A 20,606-nucleotide genomic window follows, 5' to 3' on the forward strand; every position below is an offset into this window, starting at 1 on the left:
TATATGCTTTTGTTGGATTTAGGGTTTCAAAAAGAGAATTTATCGTTGCAGTTAATTTTCTAGTTTGAGATAATTATGATCAAAACTAATGGTAACTTTCTTAAACTGACCAATTATATCTTGTCCGATATTGCCATAATTTACTTTTCCATAAACACCATAATCAGATTTATCGACTTGCAATTTAGGTACGTTTATTTGATTTTTCCCTAATAGAATTTGTTGATCTTTTAGTTCCAAAAGTTCTGAAGTAATTTCTTGTCCGCCTGCACTGGCTGTTTTTGCAGAAATTAGAGTACTATTTTTATCCAAATAAGTTTTGAATAATTCATAGAAAGATTTATTAAATGAACTTGTTTTTGCACCACTATCAAAATTAAATGGGAGAGTTTTACCTTTAAAATTTAGCATTACAATGGCACGAAGCTCATCGATGAATAAGTTTTTGTCGTTGCTCTTGATCATTTTGTTTTTAGAAAAACCAATACTATTTTCTTCAATTGTAACAGTTCCTAATTCTTTGATAATAGGAAATCCTATGATACCATTTATTACATATTTACCATTAGCAAATGTAAATGCTGAATCAGGATAAACCAAAAAGATGGCGTTATGAATTTTTATATCTCCGATATTTAAAACAGGAGCAATGCCCATAAGTACTTTGTTTTTAACGCCAGTAAAACTCATAACTTCGATGTTGTTATCTGGTAAGATGATAAAGCCTAGTTTCTTTGCTAAACTTTCGGTTATGCAGCTAATTCCGGCTCCAGTATCAAAAACAAAATCAGTATCTATAGTATTTGCTAAAACATTAGTGGTAATTAAACCAGCTTTATCTTTTTTTGTTGCCACAGAATGATTAGAAAAAGAATCGATTATTTGAGGTTTCTGTAATTTCAAAACTTCCCAAATACGTCTTGTATTCAGTTCATCATCCAGTTCTTCTTTGGTAAAATTTTTAAAAAATGTAGTGGTTAAAATACCAGATGTTTTAAAAGCACTTGCATAATCAAACAGCTTTATATAGTTGTCGTTTTTTAATTTATAATACCTGAATTCTTTGGTGATTTGACTTTTATTTAAGCTATCTAAATATAAGTTTGATAAATCAGGTTTGTTACATACGTTGGCAAACAATGCTTTATAAAAATAATAATCTTTAGTCTTAATTTTATTATTTAAGCTATCCATCTTTACAAATTGATGTTGCTCACTGAGTTTTTTAAGATTGCTCTCCGCTTTTATTTGAGAAAAGGCTACTCCAGTTTCTAATAATAAGAGGGTAAGGATTAGAAGTTTTTTCATTTTTAAGAAGATTAGTAATGTGCTGTTGTAGTATATGAATTTAGGAAATGTGGTTTTCTATTCAGTTAATATTGTTCTGTCATCATTTCTATAAAGTAATGAAAACAATCCCAAAGCAAAAAGGATACAACTTAGTACCATATACGATCCGTTTTTTAATACAAAGAAAGAAATACCTACTGCGGGTGCTCCAATTATAACCATTAAGGCACTAAAGGTATGAGTTTTAATAAAATTTAAGGCATGCGCTGCCAATCCTATAAAAAGTAAAGATGGGCCAATAATAACAAAAGGATATAAAATAGATGGCGTATTACTTATCTGATTACTTAATTCCGTTTTTGAGATTTCGTCATCTCCAAAACTCCACATTATAAAGTCAATAGTACAAAGCCCAACGTGACCTATAACTCCTAAAATGGTTAGAAAAGAAGCTACTGAATTAAGTTTATTCTTAGGGAATACATCATTAAAAGAAAGTAACAATACAGCTCCAATTAAATTAAACCAGTGTGCAAAATCTATAGGTTTTTGAAAATAAGCAAATTTAGAACCTTGTGAAAACATGATATAACTACTAACAAAAAAAGATAATCCGATTAAGCAAATAGTTCTTGGTTTCATAAATTTATTTTTGGTTGTTAATAATTGGTTTTATTATATAGACACTATTTTTTATAATTTGTTACAAATCTGGTTTTTCGGGTTGATTGTTTTTCTTTAAGAACTGCTTTTATCATTCTTAAATGGACTTTCAAAATTTATCCACTTTGTTGTATTTAATGACTTTCCATCCGTATTCATTGGAGTGAATCGGACCTTATATTTTCCAAGTTTGGTAAAAGTAAATGCTCCGGAACACATTCCATGTCCTACATTAAGTTTTCCATCCCATTCTTTGATATAAAACACAATTTTTTGGTTTGTATTAAGGTCAACCATTTCTGTTTTGTACCAGATTTCAGAATCAGATTTATTGGTAACATTGAATATTGCATTTGCAGCAGGACCACAACCATATTCTCTAACTTCTGTTTTTTGATATTTAATCTTCAGATCAGGATTTAATAATTCAGATGAATTTTTGTTTGTTGTTTTCCAGTAAACTTTTTCATTTTGGTTCGTTTCAGTATTCCACTGTGTCATTTCTTCTGTTTCTCTCTCTGTTTGCTTAGAGTATTTTAAGAAGTAAATAGTATTAGGTTTTAGTTGTTTTGCAGGTTTAAAAATGGCCTGTGTCAGACTCATTTGACCTTTTAGAATTTCAACAAGATTAAGTTTTACCAATTCGCCTTTCTTACTTTGTAAATAAACAGTTCGATTTTTGAAACTATTGATTGTTTTTTCACTCATGTAATATCCCTGTATGATAAACATCGAATTTAAACTTATGTTTGTTTTCTTTGGGGAAAATTGCATTCCGTTCGCACCACATTCTGCATAAGAAGAATTTAATCCGATTGCGAAGAAAAAAAGGAGTATAAGTTTTTTCATAATGTGATTTTTGAATTTTAGAGATTTGTCCTATTTCGTTAATTCGATAAACTTAGGGTTTGACCACAAATTTTGTAGTTCTGGAAATTGTTTTGCATCGTTTTTTAATTCAGGCTCCATATCAAATGTGATTTTCAATAATTCTAAACTTTCATCAATCTTGTTTTGTGCATTTTTCATGATTGCTATTTGATAATAGTTCCAAGAGAATTCCTGAATTTTATTTAGATTTTCAAACAATATAATAGCTTTATCATATTCTCTAATTCCTTTTAGATATAGTCCTTTACAATAATCTAACTGATATGTTGCCTCTTCATTAATTTCTTGTTTAAAAGTATCGAATTCTTTTAGGGCTTCATCTTTTGATAATCTTGCAAATACATCTAGTAATAATTGTGTGGCAATGCTTTCGCGATGATAATTAGAAAATAATTTTTTGGCTGATTCTAAAGCATTACTAATATTATTTTCTTTTGCGTAGAATTGAATTATATAAATTAAAGCATTTGGATTTTCGGGGTCATTTTTTAATATAGTTTTTACAGTATCAATAAACTCACTTTCGTTAGATTCATTCATGATCTCACATAGTAAATCCATTTTGTTTTCTAAAATTACTAAATTATTAGGTTCTATTTGAAGTGCTTTATTGTAAAAAAATAAAGCTTTTTCATTATCATCTTTTTTATAATAAAGAGTCCCTTTATTGGCATAAGCTAAAGTTGCTTTTTCGTCTAGGGCTATTGCTTTATCAAAAAGTTCTAGTGCATTGTCTAAATCACCTCTGTCCATTTGATAGGCTCCAAAACCAATATATTTATCAACTTGGTCAGGTTCGCTATTCTCTTTTGTATGTTCTGCGTTTGGAATTATTTTGATTTCTGAAATTAATCCTGAGTCTAAATCTTCCTGAAAAGCATTAACCATATCAGCATTTAGTTTTTTTAATTTCGATATAATTTCTTTTACCTGATTATGATTTAATCCTTCCTGCAGAAGATTTTGTTCTACAGCTTCATAACTATGTTTGTTTTGAAAATATGCTTTTTGAGCAAAATCTAAAATCTCAGATTGGTAACTTTCATCTTGAAATTTCTTTTCGTCGATTCCTGCTATATGTTCTGGATTTGTGACTTTTTCTTTCTGTATAAATTGATTGGTTTTGTCTATTATATAATCAATTTGGTCATCATTTAGACCGATTTTTTTAAGTTCATATTTTGCAACATTTGGATTTAAGTTGTTTTCTTCAAGCTTCCATAATGCCAACGCACAAATTTCATGTTGAAATTGTTCGGAATAAAATTTAGAATTTTCAATTCCTTTTGTTTCTTTTTTAAAAAAGTCAAATAAACCCATAATAGTTTTTTTAAGATTATTGTCAATTTATATTTATTTCGATAGGATAGGATTAGCCTAAAGTTTTATAATCCATATCCCTTTTTCCAATCATTTATTTCTTTTGGATGTTCTTTATCATTTGGATAATTTGCTTTTACAAACTCAAATTGTTCTTTAGTTAGCAAAACCATTTTTCCATCATTTCCAGAACTTATAGGATAAAATTGTTCATTACTATGCTGTAATTTTAATTGGTCGTTTAGCATTTCTATAAAATTTACAAATGAAATTCCCCAATCATTTTCTCCAAAATCATTATCGTAAGCTAAATATTCTTTTCCGTTTAGTTTTATTTTATGAGTCCAATGTTTTTCAGTTTGACTACTAAATTCATCCGAAAATTTCAGTTTAAGATTTAATTTGTCGAATGTTTTTTTTACAGTTTCTAAATATTGAATTAAACCACCTACTTCAAATAGAGTTTCAGAATCAACAAAATAAAATCTATTGTCGGTAAAAATGACACTTTCGCCTTTCATTTCACCTCCAAAGAAATGTTGTTCATTATAAGATCTTTCAAATTCAGTTTTTGTTTCTTTTAAATCTTCTTTTTCTGTTAAATTGAAAAAATTTAATTTCTCTAATTCTGACACAATTTGTTTTCCAGTCAATTTAGGATTAACTTTTTCTTGTTGTTTTTCACTAGCATTATTTTGAGCTTTTGAATTGCAGCTTAAAAAAGAGATACTAAGTAATAAAAATATTATTTTATTCATTTTCTTTTTTATTAAATGTTATTTATCTGTAAGTGTTTATACCGTATTCGTGTGATTTTTAAAATATAATTAAAGGTCTGATTTATTTGCTGTCTTTTTTTAAAGAGTTACTCATAATCAATCCAATTACAAAACCACTAATAAGTCCTCCGATATGTGCTGCATTATCAATTCCTCCAGTAAGTGCCATAAGCAAATTATATCCTATAAAAATGAGCGTTGTAATTAAGAATACATTATTGATTTGTGGAGGAAAAACTTTTGTCAATAACAAACTTAGGAATAATCCATAAAGCCCAAAAATAGCACCCGAAGCACCTACGCTTACTGTTGCATCATACCACCAAATACTAGCTAAACTGGCAATAATTCCTGTAACTAGGTAAATTGTTAAGTATTTCGTTCGACCCAATAGAGGCTCCAGAAATATTCCGACAAATAAAAGCCCAAACATATTTGATAGCAAATGCATGAAACCACCATGAAGGAAGACATTTGTAATAAGTCTCCACCACTCGCCATTGGTTGTATAAGGTTGGTAGTTTGCTCCCCAATTTAGTAAATCTTGCCCATTAAACGATATAAAGCCTAAGCCTGATAGAAACATCACTAAAAAGATTGCAATATTTAGGTATATTAAAATTGGAGTAACAAAATAGCCTTCTCTTGGTTTTATAAATTCCAAGAATTCTTTTAAATCTTTGTTTTCTTGGGGTTTTCCGCTTTGTAGGTTCTTTAATTCTCTTTGGTTAAATTTTGGAATTAAAATCGCAATTAGTGATATAACTATTCCTCCTAATAATGTGCAGATAAACCATAGGAAGGAATTTCCATTTTTGTTTTCAAAAGGTTCTTTGTGAGAAATAAAAATAGTTGCACCTTCAGTATTTAATTTAGTGCAATTTTTTAAGGCTTTTTTATAACCATCTCCAGTTTCTGAATTTCCAACTCTTTCTAAGTATATAAAATCACTTAAATCAGTTCGGTTAAATTCGGTTTCGCTAAAGTTTGCAAAAGTTTGGTATTCACTTTCTTTTCTAGAATCGCTTATACTATTACTAACCTGATTATGGTATTTTATTCCTAACCAATATTTACAATTCGTAGCGGTTGAAGCATTATTTTTTTTATCAAAAACAGGAGCAACAACATATATAGTCATGTTAAAATCAGTATCGTGCTTACCACTTACTTCAAATAAAGTATAAGAACTAGCTTTTGATTTGTCTATGAATAATCTTTTTATGTTATAATACTTTGTTTGTTCTTTTTTGGAAATTGCAGAAACATTCTCGACTTGGGTTAATTTTCCTGTTGCTGTTTTAAGATAGTCTTGAGCAATTATTGTTGGAACCGAAATGGAAAGCCAAAGAATAAAAATATAAAAATCGGTATAAGTCTTTCCGTTTTTCGCTTTTAGGTTTAAAATGTTTAATCTCTTGTGTAAATAAAATATGATCGGTATTGCAGGAAATATCAATGGAATTACAAAATCGATTATCATTTCTTTGACTGAAAAGAGTTGAAATTTGATAAAAAGTAGCCAGTTTAAAAAAGTATAAATAATACAAAAGCTTAACATCGTAATTAAAAATGGAGTAAAAATTAATTTAAGCTTCTTGGTAAGATTAGAATTCATATTTGGTTATATCTAATTATAAGGTGCGTGTTTTTCTATCAAAAGTCTTGATTGATTTATTGCATATATTGGCAACGTAGGACTTTTATCAAGAGACTAATATATAGTTTTTTTATTATTAATTTATACTTGAAAATAAAACTTCATTGTATTGCAGTTTCGCGTGAAGGATAGAGGCGGTATCCTTTTGTAAGCGGAGCAAAACAAAAGATAAAGCCGAAAGCCTGACCCGCTTTTTCTGCGGGGCACGCCATAAAAAAAATCCAACTTGTTTGCACAAATTGGATTCTTTAAAAGTTTTTAATTTTTCTTAAAAACGCTATTTTATTTTTTTGATTATTTCAGAAACAGATACTTCTAAACCTTTATAAAAATCACCTTTTTTAAATTCTGGTAAGGCATAGCTAGATATAATATCTTTAGTTTCGTCATAATTAAGTGTGTTACGTACTTGGTCACTACCTTGTATCTGAATTTGTCTCAACTCTTTGCTAAAAACAATTAAAACGGCTGTATTTAGTTTTAGTTTATTGGCTAAATAAGTATTCAGATCCAATGAGTACTCAGGAATATCAGAATAAGGTTTTATTGAAGGAGTTGTAACAAGAATAATTTTATGACCTGAGCTTGTTTCGCAAGATTTTAAAGTATTTTTTAAAGCTGCTATTTGACTTGGAGATAATATTTTTTCGAAGTCATTTACATAATCATATGATTTCGAAAAAACATTTTGAGGTTCAGAGGTTGAGCTTACTGCATTTTTTGTTTGGGCAAAAAAACTATTTAATGTAAATAAGGTAATTGTAATAATAAAGAAGATCTTTTTCATATTAGTACTGAGGGTTAGATTTGGTGGTGCGAAAATAAGACTTTATTATGATAAAACATTCTTCAAATTTGTATGAAATGGTTAATATTTTATTGGTTTTATGTGAAGTATGTGAATTAACAAAATAGAAACTTTTACTTGACATTATCGAGAAGTAAAATCATAAAAAAAAATCCGACTTGCGGAAGCAAGTCGGATTTTTGATTGAAAATTATATTTAAGTTTAATAGATATAGTGAGAAAAATAATTACTTTATTATTTGCATATAGAATTATACTCATTAACGATATCAATAGCACTTTTGTTTTTTGGGTTATATTTTTCTTTTTTTGATTTTTCTACTAATTCAGGACAGTCTGAAAATACATTTTCGATCATTACCCGGAGCTCATTACCTGCTCCAATTGTAATGCCAATATTGGAACTAATAAAATAATTAGCCGCTTCTTCTCCGTTTTTCCAGACATAGTAAAAAGTTGTTGTACCAATATATCTACCCTTTTGGTTGGTTTGTTCTTTTTCTCTACTATAAAGTGAGGCCTTGCCCTTTGGTATGTTTACTGGGGTAAGCCAAAGGTGTTTTATTTTCCCATTTTTTTTTAAAGACAAAAATTTCTTGTCAAAATAAGGAATATAGAGTTTATCTTCTCCAAATATTGTTACTTTTTCAATTTCGTCATTTTCATATTTTATTTTATCTTGAGAAGTCTTTATTGCTATTTTTTTAGTTGCAGAACCAACATAATGAGAGGGATCAGTCGTTACCCCTTCTACGGTTGTTCCCTCTTTTAATTTTAGTGTGGCTTGTGATTTAGGGTTTGTACTGCCACAAGACAAAAATACACCTGTTAGAATAATTAATATAAATTTTTTCATTGTAATTTATTTAATGAGTTAGGGAGCAAAATTATAATATCTTCATTGCAAAAAGAGACACTATAAGTCATTTTTGTAATATAATAAGTTTGGTTAATGTTTTGATTTATTGAGTGTTATGGTTTTTTTTGTTCTATGTAGGAAACAGGATTTGTGATAACAAATCCTATTTTTAAAATTGAAAATTATAGATGAATTGAATTATATGTAATCTGTAGAGATGCACAACTTTGTTATGTATCGTTATGGTTGTTTTTTTTCAATAGTGATTATCAGCTTATTTTTTTTAAGGTCGATATTTATCATTTGTCCTTCTTTGAAACCAAGTTTTTCAAGCCATTTGCCTTCGAGTCTTATTTGTGGGATCGTTGTGCCTTTGTAAGCTCTTGCTTGATGTTTTCTATAAATTTTTAGTTTCCTTGAATTTTTCATTGTCATATAATTATATGCATTTATAGCATAGCTCAGATTATGAATCAAATGTCTTTCAATTTGCTGAGAATACTGTCATATTATAAGTTGACAAATCTTATTTTTTTAATATTTTTTTGAATTAGATTATTGTTTTAATAGTGCTAGAAAAGATATAAAAATGAATGTGTAGTCGTATTGCTGTGCACCTCTACGAAATGACAAACTGGGGCTTAAGCAAATAATTAACGCATTAAAAATCCGACTTGCTTTCGCAAATCGGATTTTTAATATTTTAGAAACGATTAATAATTCTTTATAAAAAGGATCGTTTATTTGGCTTCTATCTGATTTAAAATATAATTTTTAGCAAGAGGACCTGTAATTTCTTTATTGTCCATATCAAGCTGTGTTAGTGTTCTTTCTCCCACTAAGTAAGATGTTGTTCTAGTTTTATCTTTAGTTATAGTCGTGATTATGTTTCCTTCTTTATTCCATGTAGTTGTTCCTTCATCGGTAAACTTATTATCTTTTGTTTTACCCAGATATGTTTCTTTTATAGAAAAAGTTTTGTCGTCATTTATTGTTATTTCCTGCTCAATTCCTTCACAATCTGCACATGGTATAATTCCTTTATAGGTACCAACCCAATCTAATGAATTTTGTGATGTATGTTCATCATGAGTTACAATTGTATCTTGCGTTACTGTATCTTGTTTCATGGCATCTTTATCCTTACAGCTCGCCATTAATAGCCCTGCCATTATCAGTGTTACGATTTGCTTTTTCATTTAGTTGAGTTTTATTAGATTAAGTAAATTTAAGTATTATATAATAAGAACGTGCTAGTAATTTTTTATTACGAGTTAAGGCAGGGTTTTAGAATTAATTAAAAAAAGTAAATCATAAAAAAAATCCGACTTGCTTTCGCAAATCGGATTTTAGATTGAAAATTATATTCTTAACTAAGGGAATATTACAAGTGAATTACTTCGCCGTAAGCATCAGCAACAGCTTCCATAACAGCCTCACTCATTGTAGGGTGAGGGTGAATAGATTTTAAGATTTCATGTCCGGTAGTTTCTAGTTTACGAGCAACAACTGCCTCAGCAATCATATCTGTAACACCAGCACCAATCATGTGACATCCTAACCATTCGCCATATTTAGCATCAAAAATTACTTTTACAAAACCGTCTGGAGTTCCAGCAGCTTTAGCTTTTCCTGAAGCAGAGAATGGGAATTTACCAATTTTTAATTCGTATCCTTTTTCTTTAGCTTGTTTTTCAGTTAAACCTACAGATGCAATTTCTGGAGTTGCGTAAGTACAACCAGGAACGTTTCCGTAATCGATTGGATCTACGTGTAAACCAGCAATTTTTTCTACACAGTTAATTCCTTCAGCAGAAGCTACGTGAGCCAAAGCTTGTCCAGGAGTAACATCACCAATAGCATAATATCCAGGGATGTTAGTTTGGTTGTAAGCATTTACCAAGATTTTATCTCTGTCTACAGCGATACCTACTTCTTCAAGACCAATGTTTTCGATGTTAGTTTTAATTCCAACAGCCGAAAGTACGATGTCAGCCTCAAGAACTTCTTCACCTTTTGCAGTTTTAACAAATGCTTTTACACCTGCGCCAGTTGTATCAATACGCTCTACAGAAGAGTTAGTCATGATTTTAATTCCAGCTTTTTTCAAAGAACGCTCAAATTGTTTAGAGATATCTTCGTCTTCTACAGGAACAACGTTTGGCATAAATTCTACAATAGTAACCTCAGTTCCCATTGAGTTATAAAAATGTGCAAACTCAACTCCAATAGCTCCAGAACCTACGATAATCATCGATTTAGGTTGAGTAGGTAAAGTCATTGCTTGACGGTATCCTATTACTTTTACTCCATCCTGAGGTAAGTTTGGTAACTCACGAGAACGAGCACCTGTAGCAATAATAATATGGTCAGCGCTATATTCTGTAACTTTATTATCTTTATCAGTAACGTCAAGTTTTTTTCCTGGTTTAAGTTTACCAAAACCATCTATAACGTCAATTTTATTTTTCTTCATCAGGAACTGAACACCTTTGCTCATTCCTTCAGCAACACCACGGCTACGTTGTATAACAGCAGGGAAATCTTTATCGAATTCAGAAACAGTCAATCCGTAATCGGAAGCGTGTTTTAGATAATCAAAAACCTGAGCCGATTTAAGTAATGCTTTGGTAGGAATACAACCCCAGTTTAAGCATACACCACCTAGGTTTTCTTTTTCAACTACGGCTACTTTAAAGCCTAATTGTGATGCTCTAATGGCAGTTACATATCCGCCTGGACCACTTCCTAAAACAATAACGTCGTATTTCATTTTTTAAGTATTTATTTTATTTTTAAAATTGAAAGCGGTTAAAAACGCATTTCATTTTGTGTTTTTCAACTATGAATAGAGATTGCGAATTTAAGGATTTATTTTAAAAAAAGGTTTAATTTTTATTTCAAGGTCAATTTGTATTGGCTATTTCACAGAGATTAAAATAAAAGTGATTTAATTTGCTAAATTTTAGCTAATAATCACCTTTTTTTTGTGAAAATAGCAGTAATTAAAAATGTGTCCCGTATTAATTTGCAACCACAAATTGAGAGTCGTATAAGTTTTTATAAAAACCTTCGGCACGATTTATCAATTCCTGATGCGTTCCTTGCTCTACAATAAGACCTTTATCCATAACCACAATTTTATCGGCGTTTACAATCGTTGCCAATCGATGCGCAATAACAATCGAAGTTCTGCCTTTGGTAATCGTTTCGGTAGCACGCTGAATTAATTCTTCAGAGTAGGTATCTATAGACGAAGTTGCTTCATCTAATATTAAAATACTCGGATTACTTACATACGAACGCAAAAAAGCAATCAGTTGGCGCTGACCCGAAGAAAGCATTACACCACGTTCCTTTACATCAAAGTCATAATTATCTGGCAAGCTCATAATAAAATCATGTACTCCAATTACTTTGGCAGCTTCTACAACCTGAGCCTTGGTTATTTCAGGATTATTAAGTGTAATATTATTGTAAATCGTATCGGCAAACAAAAACACATCTTGCAAAACCACCGCAATTTGCTTGCGTAATGAAGCCAGCGTATAGTTCTCTATATTATGACCGTCAATGCAAATTGTTCCGCTATTAATTTCATAAAAGCGATTCAGTAAGTTAATAATAGTCGATTTTCCAGCACCAGTCGAACCTACAATAGCAATAGTTTGTCCGGCTTCAACCGATAAATCAATGCCTTTAATAACTTCTTCTTCTGGAATATATCCAAAACGAACGTCCTTAAATTCGATAGTTCCTTTAAAAATAGGAGCTTCGATAGTTCCAGTATCCTGGATATGGTCTTGCGTATCGATAATATCAAAAACACGATTGGCAGCAATCATTCCTAATTGCATCTCGTTAAATTTATCCGCAATCTGACGCAACGGATTAAACAACATTCCGATAAACATCGTGTAGGAGAATAAATCCCCAAAAGTCGTAAAGTTATCACCGTTTAGGATTTTAAATCCACCAAAAACGACAATGCACCCCAATGTAAGCGACGAAATAATATCGGCAATAGGGAAGAAAATTGAGTTATATAAAATCGTTTTTATCCATGCTTTTTTATGTTTACCGTTTATTTCCTTGAAACTTTCGTACTCAGCATTCTCACGATTAAAAAGCTGAACAATCTTCATACCCGTAACACGCTCCTGTACAAACGAGTTCATGTTGGCAATCTGAGTTCGAACTTCCTCAAAAGCAACCTGCATTTTGCGCTGAAAAATACGAGTGATATAAACCAAAATAGGCATGGCAATAACCACAATCCAAGTAAGTTTCCAGTTCATATAAAACATAAAAATTAGCACAACAAGCATTTTCATCAAGTCACTAATAATCATAAATAAACCCTGGCTGAAGATTCTTGCAATCGACTCAATATCTGAAACCGAACGAGTAACCAATTGTCCTACAGGAACAAGGTCAAAATATTTCATTCTAAAACTCAAAATGTGTTTAAACAACTTCGTGCGGATATCCTTTACAATATCCTGACCCAACCAGTTTGCCCAATACACAAAATAAAACTGCGAGAAAACCTCCAATAAAAGCACAATTCCCATTAAGGTTACATAAAAAAGTAAACCCAATTGGTCGTGCGTTTTAATATATCCGTCCACCGTTTGCTTAAGCAAATAGGGGCGAAGAGCGGCAAAAATAGAGAGCGAAACCGCAAAAATGATTACACCATTATAGCGCCATTTGTAAGGTTTAGTATAAGTAAGAATTCGTTTGAAGAGGCCAGTATCAAATGCTTTTGCTTTCATTTTATTTTTTTTGCTTTAGGCTTTAGGCTTTAGGCTTTAGGCTTTAGGCTTACTGCCTATAGCTTAAAGCTATAAATAATCGTAAACAACCTTAGTTAAATACAATCCGTGTGCCGGAACCGAAAAACCAGCTTTGTCTCGGTTTTTACTAGCAATGATATTTTCAAAATCATCCAGCGTAATTTTGTGTAAACCAATGTTTATCAGAGTGCCAACAATGGCGCGAACCATATTTCGTAAAAAACGATTGGCCGAAATGGTAAAAATCAGCTTATTATCTTCGGTTTTCCAATACGCTTCAAAAATACTACAATCAAATGTATTTACATCAGTGTTCACCTTCGAAAAGCATTGGAAATCGGTATGATTTAACAAAATTTTAGCAGCTTCGTTCATCAAAGCAACATCCAGATATTGATGAAAATACCAACTCAGTTCCTCCAGAAAAGGATCTTTCACGGTATTAATATGATATTCATAAGTACGTTTGGTTGCGTCAAAACGACAATGCGCTTCGTCCTGAACCAAGATAACATCATAAATAGCAATGTCTTTTGGTAAGTAAGAATTGAGTTTGTGAACCAAATTCGGAACGACAATAGGAGAATCATAATCAAAATGAGCAAACATTTCTTTGGCATGAACACCAGTATCAGTACGACCAGCCCCCATTAAATTAATAGGAGTATTTAATAAAACAGAAAGTGCTTTGTTTAAAGTTTCCTGAACTGATGACGCATTAGGCTGAAATTGCCAACCATGATAATGCGTGCCGTTGTATGCAAATTGTATAAAATATCTCATTTTAAGGTGCAGAGGTTCTAAGATGCAAAGGTACAAAAAAGGTTCAAAGGAATAGAGATGCAAAGGTGCAAAGGTTCTGAGGTTTTAAGGTTTTTTTAGGGACGCATTGTAGAGACGCACCGCAGTGCGTCTCCCGCCAAAGTTTTTACGTTCTAATTGAATATTGTTTTGTAAAAACACCTTGTGAAGACGCACTGCGGTGCGCCTCTACAGAAAACCTTAGTACCTCAGAACCTTTGCATCTTTGTACCTTCATAAAAAAAACCTTTGCACCTTTGCATCTCTGTTTCTTTGAACCTAATTAAAGAACCCTTGCCTCTCTGAACCTATGTACCTTCCTCAAAAAACTGTTAAAATCAAAAATACCAATCATAGTTTGCTTAGCAAAAAATCGTGTCAGAAATTGACAATTCCAACGATTTAATCAGGGGCTTTTTTAAATATTATTTCAGTAAAATTAACAAAAGTTAATTTTGAAAATATTTCATTTTAACAGGAAGTATTTCTGCTATGTTTGTAATCTAATATATCAAAACTATGAATGAAATTACTTCTTATTGGTGGATAATTTTAATCTTATTCTCCATCGTTTTTTACAAATTTATTTTACGTGTTTTCTTCGGAATGGTGATGGTTCCAGAGGATAAGATTGGTCTTGTGACTAAAAAATTCGTTTTGTTCGGAACTGATAAATCGCTTCCTGATGGTCGTATTATTGCGACAAAAGGAGAAGCAGGTTATCAGGCAAAAACGCTTGCTCCGGGTTTATACTGGGGAATGTGGATCTGGCAATATTCGATAGATATGACTGGATTTACAGTTATTCCGGAAGGAAAAATTGGACTCGTTTTAAGTAAAGACGGAAAGGAAATTCCAACCGGTCGAATCTTAGCCCGAAAAGTAGAAAGTGACAACTTTCAGGATGCTACTTTTTTCCTGGACAATGGCGGACAAAAAGGACGTCAGACTGCTTTTATTACCACAGGTTCGTATCGTATAAATACGTTCTTGTTCGAAATTGTAATTGCAGACCAAATCAAGATTTATGAGAACATGATTGGTATTGTAACAGCTCTTGACGGAGAACCAATTCCGCAAGGACAAATTGCAGGGAAATTTGTTGAAGGTCATAATAACTTTCAGGATTTTGACAAGTTTTTGGATACTGGCGGAAATCGTGGTTTACAGCCTCAGGTAATGTTGGCAGGATCGTACTATATTAATACATGGGGAATCTTGATAGAACAAAACCCAATGACCGATGTGCCTATTGGATATGTTGGAGTTGTTATTTCGTATATTGGAGAAGATGGTCAAGATGTTACCGGAGATACTTTTAAACACGGAAACATTGTTTCAAAAGGACAACGTGGTGTTTGGATGGAACCTTTTGGACCTGGAAAATATGCCTTAAATAAATATACGACTAAGTTAGAAGCAGTTCCAACAACCAACTTGGTTTTGAATTGGGCAAATGCCAGAAGTGAGTCGCATGATTTAGATAAAAATCTTTCTACGATTACTGTTCGTTCAAAAGATGGTTTCCCATTTAATCTTGATGTGGCACAAATTATTCACGTTCCGGCTGCCGAAGCGCCAAAAGTAATTGCTCGTTTTGGAAGCATGAATAACTTAGTTTCTCAGGTTTTAGAGCCTACAATTGGTAACTATTTCAGAAACTCGGCTCAGGATAGCGATGTTATTTCTTTCTTGTCTACAAGGAAAGAACGTCAGGAATCGGCTAAAAATCATATTAAATTAGTTCTTGATGAATATAACGTAAATGCTGTTGATACTTTGATTGGAGATATCGTTCCGCCAGATTCATTGATGAAAACTTTGACAGATAGAAAATTAGCAGAAGAGGAGCAAAAAACATATCAAACTCAAAGAATGGCGCAGGAACAACGTCAGGGAATGGAGAAAGAAACTGCGATTGCAGATATGCAGAAAGAAATTGTGCGTGCTTCGCAAAGTGTAGAAATTGCACAACGTACCGCAGATGCAACCGTGAAGAAAGCTGAAGGAGATGCAACCAGTTTAAAACTGAATGTAAACGCCGAAGCCGAAGCTACAAAAATGCGTGCCAATGCGGAAGCTGAAGCAACAAAAGCAAGAGCAGGAGCACAAGCTGAGGCTACCAAATTGAACGCAAGTGCAGAAGCGGAAAGGATTTCTAAAACAGGTTTAGCCGAAGCAGAGAAAATTATGGCAATTGGTAAATCGACTGCAGAATCGTACCAACTTCAGGTTAGCGCGATGGGTGGAGATAATTTTACCAGATATAAAGTTACAGAAGAAATTGGAAAAGGAAACATCAAAATAATTCCTGATGTTTTAATTTCCGGAAACAGTGGTTCTGATGGTTCTATCAGTGGTTTGTTAGGATTAAAACTAATGGAAATGATAGATACCAAAGATTCTAAAGATGTTAAAAACCCTAAGAAACAGTAACTATTGTAAAATGTAAAGCGTTAGAGGTGAAATGTAAAAGACATCGTATAACGTAGAGACGGACAGAAGTGCGTCTAACACAAAGTTTTAAATCCGGTCTGCATTAGCAGATCGGATTTTTTTATGTTCAACAACAAAAGAAAACCGTACGAAAGACGCACTGCGGTGCGCCTCTACAAAGAAAACCTTTGTACCTTTGCAATTCTGAACCTTTGTACTTGTAATGAAAAAAATCCTCCTACTTTCCGATACGCACAGCCATATTGATGATACAATTTTAAAATACGTTTCCCAAGCTGATGAAGTGTGGCATGCGGGAGATATTGGTGATTTATCGGTTACCGATGCTATAAAAAAAGTAAAACCACTACGTTGTGTTTATGGAAATATCGATGATGCTAAAGCTCGATTAGAATTTCCGTTAAATAATCGTTTTATGTGTGAAGATGTTTCAGTTTGGATTACTCATATTGGTGGTTATCCCGGAAAGTATAGTCCTGCTATAAAAGCAGAAATGGCTTCTGATCCTCCTAAATTATTTATCTGCGGACATTCACATATATTAAAAGTGATGTTCGATAAAAAGAATAATTTGCTGCATATGAATCCTGGAGCTGCTGGTAAAAGTGGTTTTCATCAAGTGCGCACGATGTTGCGATTTGTGATTGACGGAGATAAAATAAAAGATTTAGAAATTATAGAAATCGAGAAACGTAATTAATTTATACCAGGTTTACTATTGGAACTTCAATTCTAATCGAGGTACCAATATCAATTTTAGATATAACTGCTATTTCACCTTTTAAATTCTTTATTCTGGCTCTAATTTGGTTTAGACCAAAGCCTTCGTCGATATGAAATTTATTTGTTTTATATCCTTTGCCGTTATCATTTACATTGACAATCAGGTGGCCATTTTCTTCAACTAACGAAATACTAGCAAGAGAAGCTTCACTATGTTTTATAATGTTGTTTAAAAGTTCCGAAATGATGAAATAGATTCTCATTTCAAATTTTTCATTGTATCGGGTTTTCGATGGAATAGCACAAGAATACTCAAAAAGTATCGTCGAATTAGAATTCTTTTCGCATAAATCTTCCAGCGCATAAAACAAGCCAAATCGAACTAATAATGTAGGTAAAAGTTCATGAGATAAATCACGTACTTTATCATGAGCTTCTTGCAGAATGAATTTTGTTTTAAGAATTTCTTCAGAAACAGGTTCATTTTGAGTCGAAAAAACATTTAAATGCATTCCTGCCGAAGATAATAAGGCACTAATATTATCGTGTAAGAATAAAGCAATTTTCTTTCGTTCACTTTCCTGACCGTCGATACTGGCATTAATTATGTTTTGTTGTATTTTGCTTTGTATATCTTTTAGTCTGTTATTTTGTTTCAGTTTGGTATTCTGATAGAAAAAATAAAACAAGATGATACTAATAACAAATAGAGAAACCATAATACTAACCACTTTCTTGTTACGGGATTGCTCTGATAATAAAGATTGTTGTTTTGATTTGTACTGCGATTCTATTTTATCAATGTCTCTTTTGTATTGATCTACTTCTAGATTAAGATCAGCAACATCTACTTTTCGTAATTTATCTTCATTATTTAGTTCTTCGTTTAAAGTAGTATAAAGAGCTAGATTGTCATAGGCTTCTTTAGATTTTCCTATTTTTGATAGAAACTTAGAATATTCTTGATAAGTGAAACATAAATCTGATTTTTCATTTCCTTCTCGACCAATTTTTATTGCTTTTTTAAAAAATAAATCTGCTTTTTTGTTATTGTTTTCATGATTATAATACATACCGTTAAGCATATTTAATACTACCAAAGTAGAAGCGTCACCATGTTTTGAGTGGAACTTATTAATGTAACTCAAGTAGGGGTAACCGTCTTTATAACCGCCAATGTCAAAATAAGCCCAAGTAATATTTAGTTTTGTAAAAACTACTTGTACCGAGTCTTTTATTTTAGTACTGTAAAAAAGAGACTTTTTATAATAAGAAATTCCTTTTTCATATTCCTTTTTATTAAAGCAGTAAATATTACCTAAATTATTATAAAGCCAATTCTTAAGTTCGCCATTGTTGGTTTTCTCGGCATATATTAATCCTTTTTTGTAATAAAATAAGGCTTTGTCAGGTTCTGTTAATTCATCAAAATTGGCAGCAATTGTATTGTATGATTTTGCAATAAGATTTGGATCATTAGCAGCGATTGCATAGTTTAAAGTGAGACGAGACAGTGTTAGGGATTTTTCGTATTGTCCTTCACGCATAAATTTTACAGCTTCATCATAAAGTTTTTCTGTCTCTTTTTTAGAAAGAGGCTTGCTTTGAGGGTAAAATTTGTTGCTTAAACAAATTAGCAATATGACGAGTAATAAGACAATTCGATTTTTGTGCATTTAATATAATGATTATTATATATGTAATTTCAAAGATTAGGGTTCAAATTTAATAATTAATTTTATTGCTATTGATGTTTAATTGATGCTCAAAACGTGACATGTTAATTTAGAATACAATAGTAAATAATTTAATATTTAATGATTTATATAAATCAGTTTTTAGAATTAAATTACGATTCAGACATTATCGGAACATCTATCTTTATTGAGGTTCCCATGTCAATTTTGGAAATAACTTCGATATCTCCTTTCAAATTTTTTATTCTTGCTCTAATCTGATTCAGTCCAAAGCCTTCAGCGATGTTAAATTCGTTGGTATTATAGCCTTTTCCGTTATCATTTACATTAATAATAAGATTCGAATTATTCTCTACTAACGAAACACTGGCAATGGTAGCCTCACTGTGTTTTATGATATTATTTAAAAGTTCTGAAATTATAAAGTAGATTCTCATTTCGAATTTTTCATGATAACGAGTCTTCGGGGGAATTGTACAGGAGTATTCAAAAAGAAGAGTCGAGTTCGAATTTTTTTCGCATAAATCTTCAAGAGCATAAAACAAACCAAAGCGAACTAATAATGTGGGTAAAAGTTCATGAGATAAATCACGTACTTTATCATGCGCTTCTTCGAGAATAAATTTTGTTTTAAGAATTTCTTCAGATACAGGTTCGTTTTGTGTCGAAAAAACGTTCAGATGCATTCCTGCGGTAGATAATAAGGCACTAATGTTGTCATGTAAAAATAATGCTATTTTTTTGCGCTCACTTTCCTGACCGTCAATACTGGCATTAATGATGTTTTGTTGTATTTTACTCTGTACATCTTTAAGTCTGTTTTTCTGTTTAAGTTTGGTATTTTGATAGAAAAAATAAAATAAGATGATAGTAACAATAAACAAAGAAAACATAATGCTAACAATTTTTTTGTTGCGGGATTGTTCCTTTAATAAAGATTGTTGTTTGGTTTTATATTGAGATTCAATTTTATCAACTTCTCTTTTGTATTCATCTAATTCAAGATTAACACCTACCAGTTTTGTCTTTTTTAATTCTATAGATTCAGTAAGTTCCTTTTCGAGAGCATTAAGTTTAGTGATGTTTTCATATGCTTTTTTGTAGTCATGATTTCTGAATAAAAAGTCTGCGTATTTTTCATGCGTTTTTGCTAAATCAAATTTTTCATAACTTTCATTTCCTAAAGCAATCGCTTTTGTAAAAAATGCATTTGCTTTTATCGTATCGTTTTTATGATCATAATATATTGCATTCAGCATATTAAGAGCAACCTCAGTTGACTCATCTCCATATTGTTTAAATTCATTTATATAATTTAAATAATCTAAACCTTTGTCATAATTTTTGATCTCAAAATAGGCCCAGGTAATATTAAGTTTTCTAAGATATATTCTTGCATTATCGGGTGAATTTTGGCTGTATTCAAGTGATTTTTTATAGTGATTAATCCCTTTTTGATACTCTTTTTTATAGAAAAAATAGGTGTTTGCCAGATTGTTGTGGATTTTGGCTTTTAATTTACTGTCGTTGGTTTTATCAACATAGTATAATGCTTTTTGGTAAAATACTAAAGCTTTGTCGAGCATAATCAACTCATCAAAATTTAGGCCTATTGTGTTGTAACTATATGCGATAAGGTAGTTGTCATTAATGTCAATTGCTTGTTTTAAGGCAATTCTTGCTTGTTTTAACGATTTCTCATAATCGTTAGTTTTCCAGCTAGCAATAGCTTCTTTTATTAATTTATCAATTTCATTTTTTGGAAGTGGCTTATTTTGAGAGTAAGAGTCGGTGCTAAAACATATTAGTAATATAATGAGTAATGAGAAAAATCGAGTTTTATGCATTTAATACGACTG

General features: G+C 31.5%; 17 protein-coding genes. 2 read left to right on the plus strand and 15 right to left on the minus strand.

Annotation, left to right across the window (positions count from 1 at the left end):
• Window positions 1–51: 51 nt before the first annotated feature.
• The 13 genes from AC3IPI_RS13680 to truA form a co-directional block, all read right to left on the minus strand.
• Window positions 52–1,308: a retropepsin-like aspartic protease gene (locus AC3IPI_RS13680; protein WP_489153349.1), complete on the minus strand. Its 1,257-nt coding sequence runs from the start codon at window positions 1,306–1,308 to the stop codon at window positions 52–54.
• A gap of 57 nt (window positions 1,309–1,365) precedes the next feature.
• The gene (locus AC3IPI_RS13685; RefSeq protein ID WP_039118187.1) at window positions 1,366–1,932 is read right to left on the minus strand and encodes a hypothetical protein; all 567 of its coding nucleotides are present in this window, start codon (window positions 1,930–1,932) and stop codon (window positions 1,366–1,368) included.
• A gap of 96 nt (window positions 1,933–2,028) precedes the next feature.
• Window positions 2,029–2,802, minus strand: a complete 774-nt coding sequence (locus tag AC3IPI_RS13690) for a hypothetical protein (protein WP_489153351.1) — start codon at window positions 2,800–2,802, stop codon at window positions 2,029–2,031.
• Between the two features lie 30 nt (window positions 2,803–2,832).
• Window positions 2,833–4,164: a tetratricopeptide repeat protein gene (locus AC3IPI_RS13695; protein ID WP_489153353.1), complete on the minus strand. Its 1,332-nt coding sequence runs from the start codon at window positions 4,162–4,164 to the stop codon at window positions 2,833–2,835.
• A gap of 65 nt (window positions 4,165–4,229) precedes the next feature.
• Window positions 4,230–4,922: a hypothetical protein gene (locus AC3IPI_RS13700; RefSeq protein WP_489153355.1), complete on the minus strand. Its 693-nt coding sequence runs from the start codon at window positions 4,920–4,922 to the stop codon at window positions 4,230–4,232.
• 82 nt (window positions 4,923–5,004) lie between these two features.
• Window positions 5,005–6,426, minus strand: a complete 1,422-nt coding sequence (locus AC3IPI_RS13705) for a rhomboid family intramembrane serine protease (RefSeq protein WP_489153357.1) — start codon at window positions 6,424–6,426, stop codon at window positions 5,005–5,007.
• A gap of 454 nt (window positions 6,427–6,880) precedes the next feature.
• Window positions 6,881–7,390, minus strand: coding sequence for a TPM domain-containing protein (locus tag AC3IPI_RS13710; protein WP_489153359.1), 510 nt, complete (start codon window positions 7,388–7,390; stop codon window positions 6,881–6,883).
• A 256-nt stretch (window positions 7,391–7,646) separates the two neighbouring features.
• A complete protein-coding gene (locus AC3IPI_RS13715; protein ID WP_489153361.1) occupies window positions 7,647–8,267 on the minus strand; it encodes a hypothetical protein in 621 nt (206 codons plus the stop codon).
• A 243-nt stretch (window positions 8,268–8,510) separates the two neighbouring features.
• A complete protein-coding gene (locus tag AC3IPI_RS13720) occupies window positions 8,511–8,699 on the minus strand; it encodes a SymE family type I addiction module toxin (RefSeq protein ID WP_489153363.1) in 189 nt (62 codons plus the stop codon).
• 311 nt (window positions 8,700–9,010) lie between these two features.
• Window positions 9,011–9,469, minus strand: a complete 459-nt coding sequence (locus AC3IPI_RS13725) for a copper resistance protein NlpE (RefSeq protein WP_489153365.1) — start codon at window positions 9,467–9,469, stop codon at window positions 9,011–9,013.
• A gap of 185 nt (window positions 9,470–9,654) precedes the next feature.
• A complete protein-coding gene (lpdA, locus tag AC3IPI_RS13730) occupies window positions 9,655–11,043 on the minus strand; it encodes a dihydrolipoyl dehydrogenase (protein WP_489153367.1) in 1,389 nt (462 codons plus the stop codon).
• A 250-nt stretch (window positions 11,044–11,293) separates the two neighbouring features.
• Complete coding sequence (locus AC3IPI_RS13735) at window positions 11,294–13,048, minus strand: ABC transporter ATP-binding protein (RefSeq protein WP_489153369.1); 1,755 nt, start codon at window positions 13,046–13,048, stop codon at window positions 11,294–11,296.
• Between the two features lie 69 nt (window positions 13,049–13,117).
• Window positions 13,118–13,852 (minus strand): tRNA pseudouridine(38-40) synthase TruA, encoded by a 735-nt coding sequence (truA, locus tag AC3IPI_RS13740; RefSeq protein WP_039112870.1) that lies wholly within the window; start codon window positions 13,850–13,852, stop codon window positions 13,118–13,120.
• 537 nt (window positions 13,853–14,389) lie between these two features.
• Here truA and AC3IPI_RS13745 point away from each other — a divergent pair.
• Together AC3IPI_RS13745 and AC3IPI_RS13750 are read left to right on the plus strand one after the other, a co-directional pair.
• Entirely contained in the window at window positions 14,390–16,306 is a 1,917-nt protein-coding gene (locus tag AC3IPI_RS13745) for an SPFH domain-containing protein (protein ID WP_489153372.1), read from the plus strand.
• 223 nt (window positions 16,307–16,529) lie between these two features.
• On the plus strand, window positions 16,530–17,027 hold the full coding sequence (locus tag AC3IPI_RS13750; protein WP_039112868.1) for a metallophosphoesterase family protein: 498 nt from the start codon (window positions 16,530–16,532) through the stop codon (window positions 17,025–17,027).
• 1 nt (window position 17,028) lies between these two features.
• On the opposite strand, the gene AC3IPI_RS13755 is transcribed toward AC3IPI_RS13750, so the two are convergent.
• Both AC3IPI_RS13755 and AC3IPI_RS13760 read right to left on the minus strand, forming a co-directional pair.
• Complete coding sequence (locus tag AC3IPI_RS13755; RefSeq protein WP_489153375.1) at window positions 17,029–18,726, minus strand: tetratricopeptide repeat-containing sensor histidine kinase; 1,698 nt, start codon at window positions 18,724–18,726, stop codon at window positions 17,029–17,031.
• A gap of 173 nt (window positions 18,727–18,899) precedes the next feature.
• Entirely contained in the window at window positions 18,900–20,594 is a 1,695-nt protein-coding gene (locus AC3IPI_RS13760) for a tetratricopeptide repeat-containing sensor histidine kinase (RefSeq protein WP_489153377.1), read from the minus strand.
• Window positions 20,595–20,606: the final 12 nt, after the last annotated feature.

The organism is Flavobacterium sp. GL_143, assembly GCF_057834355.1.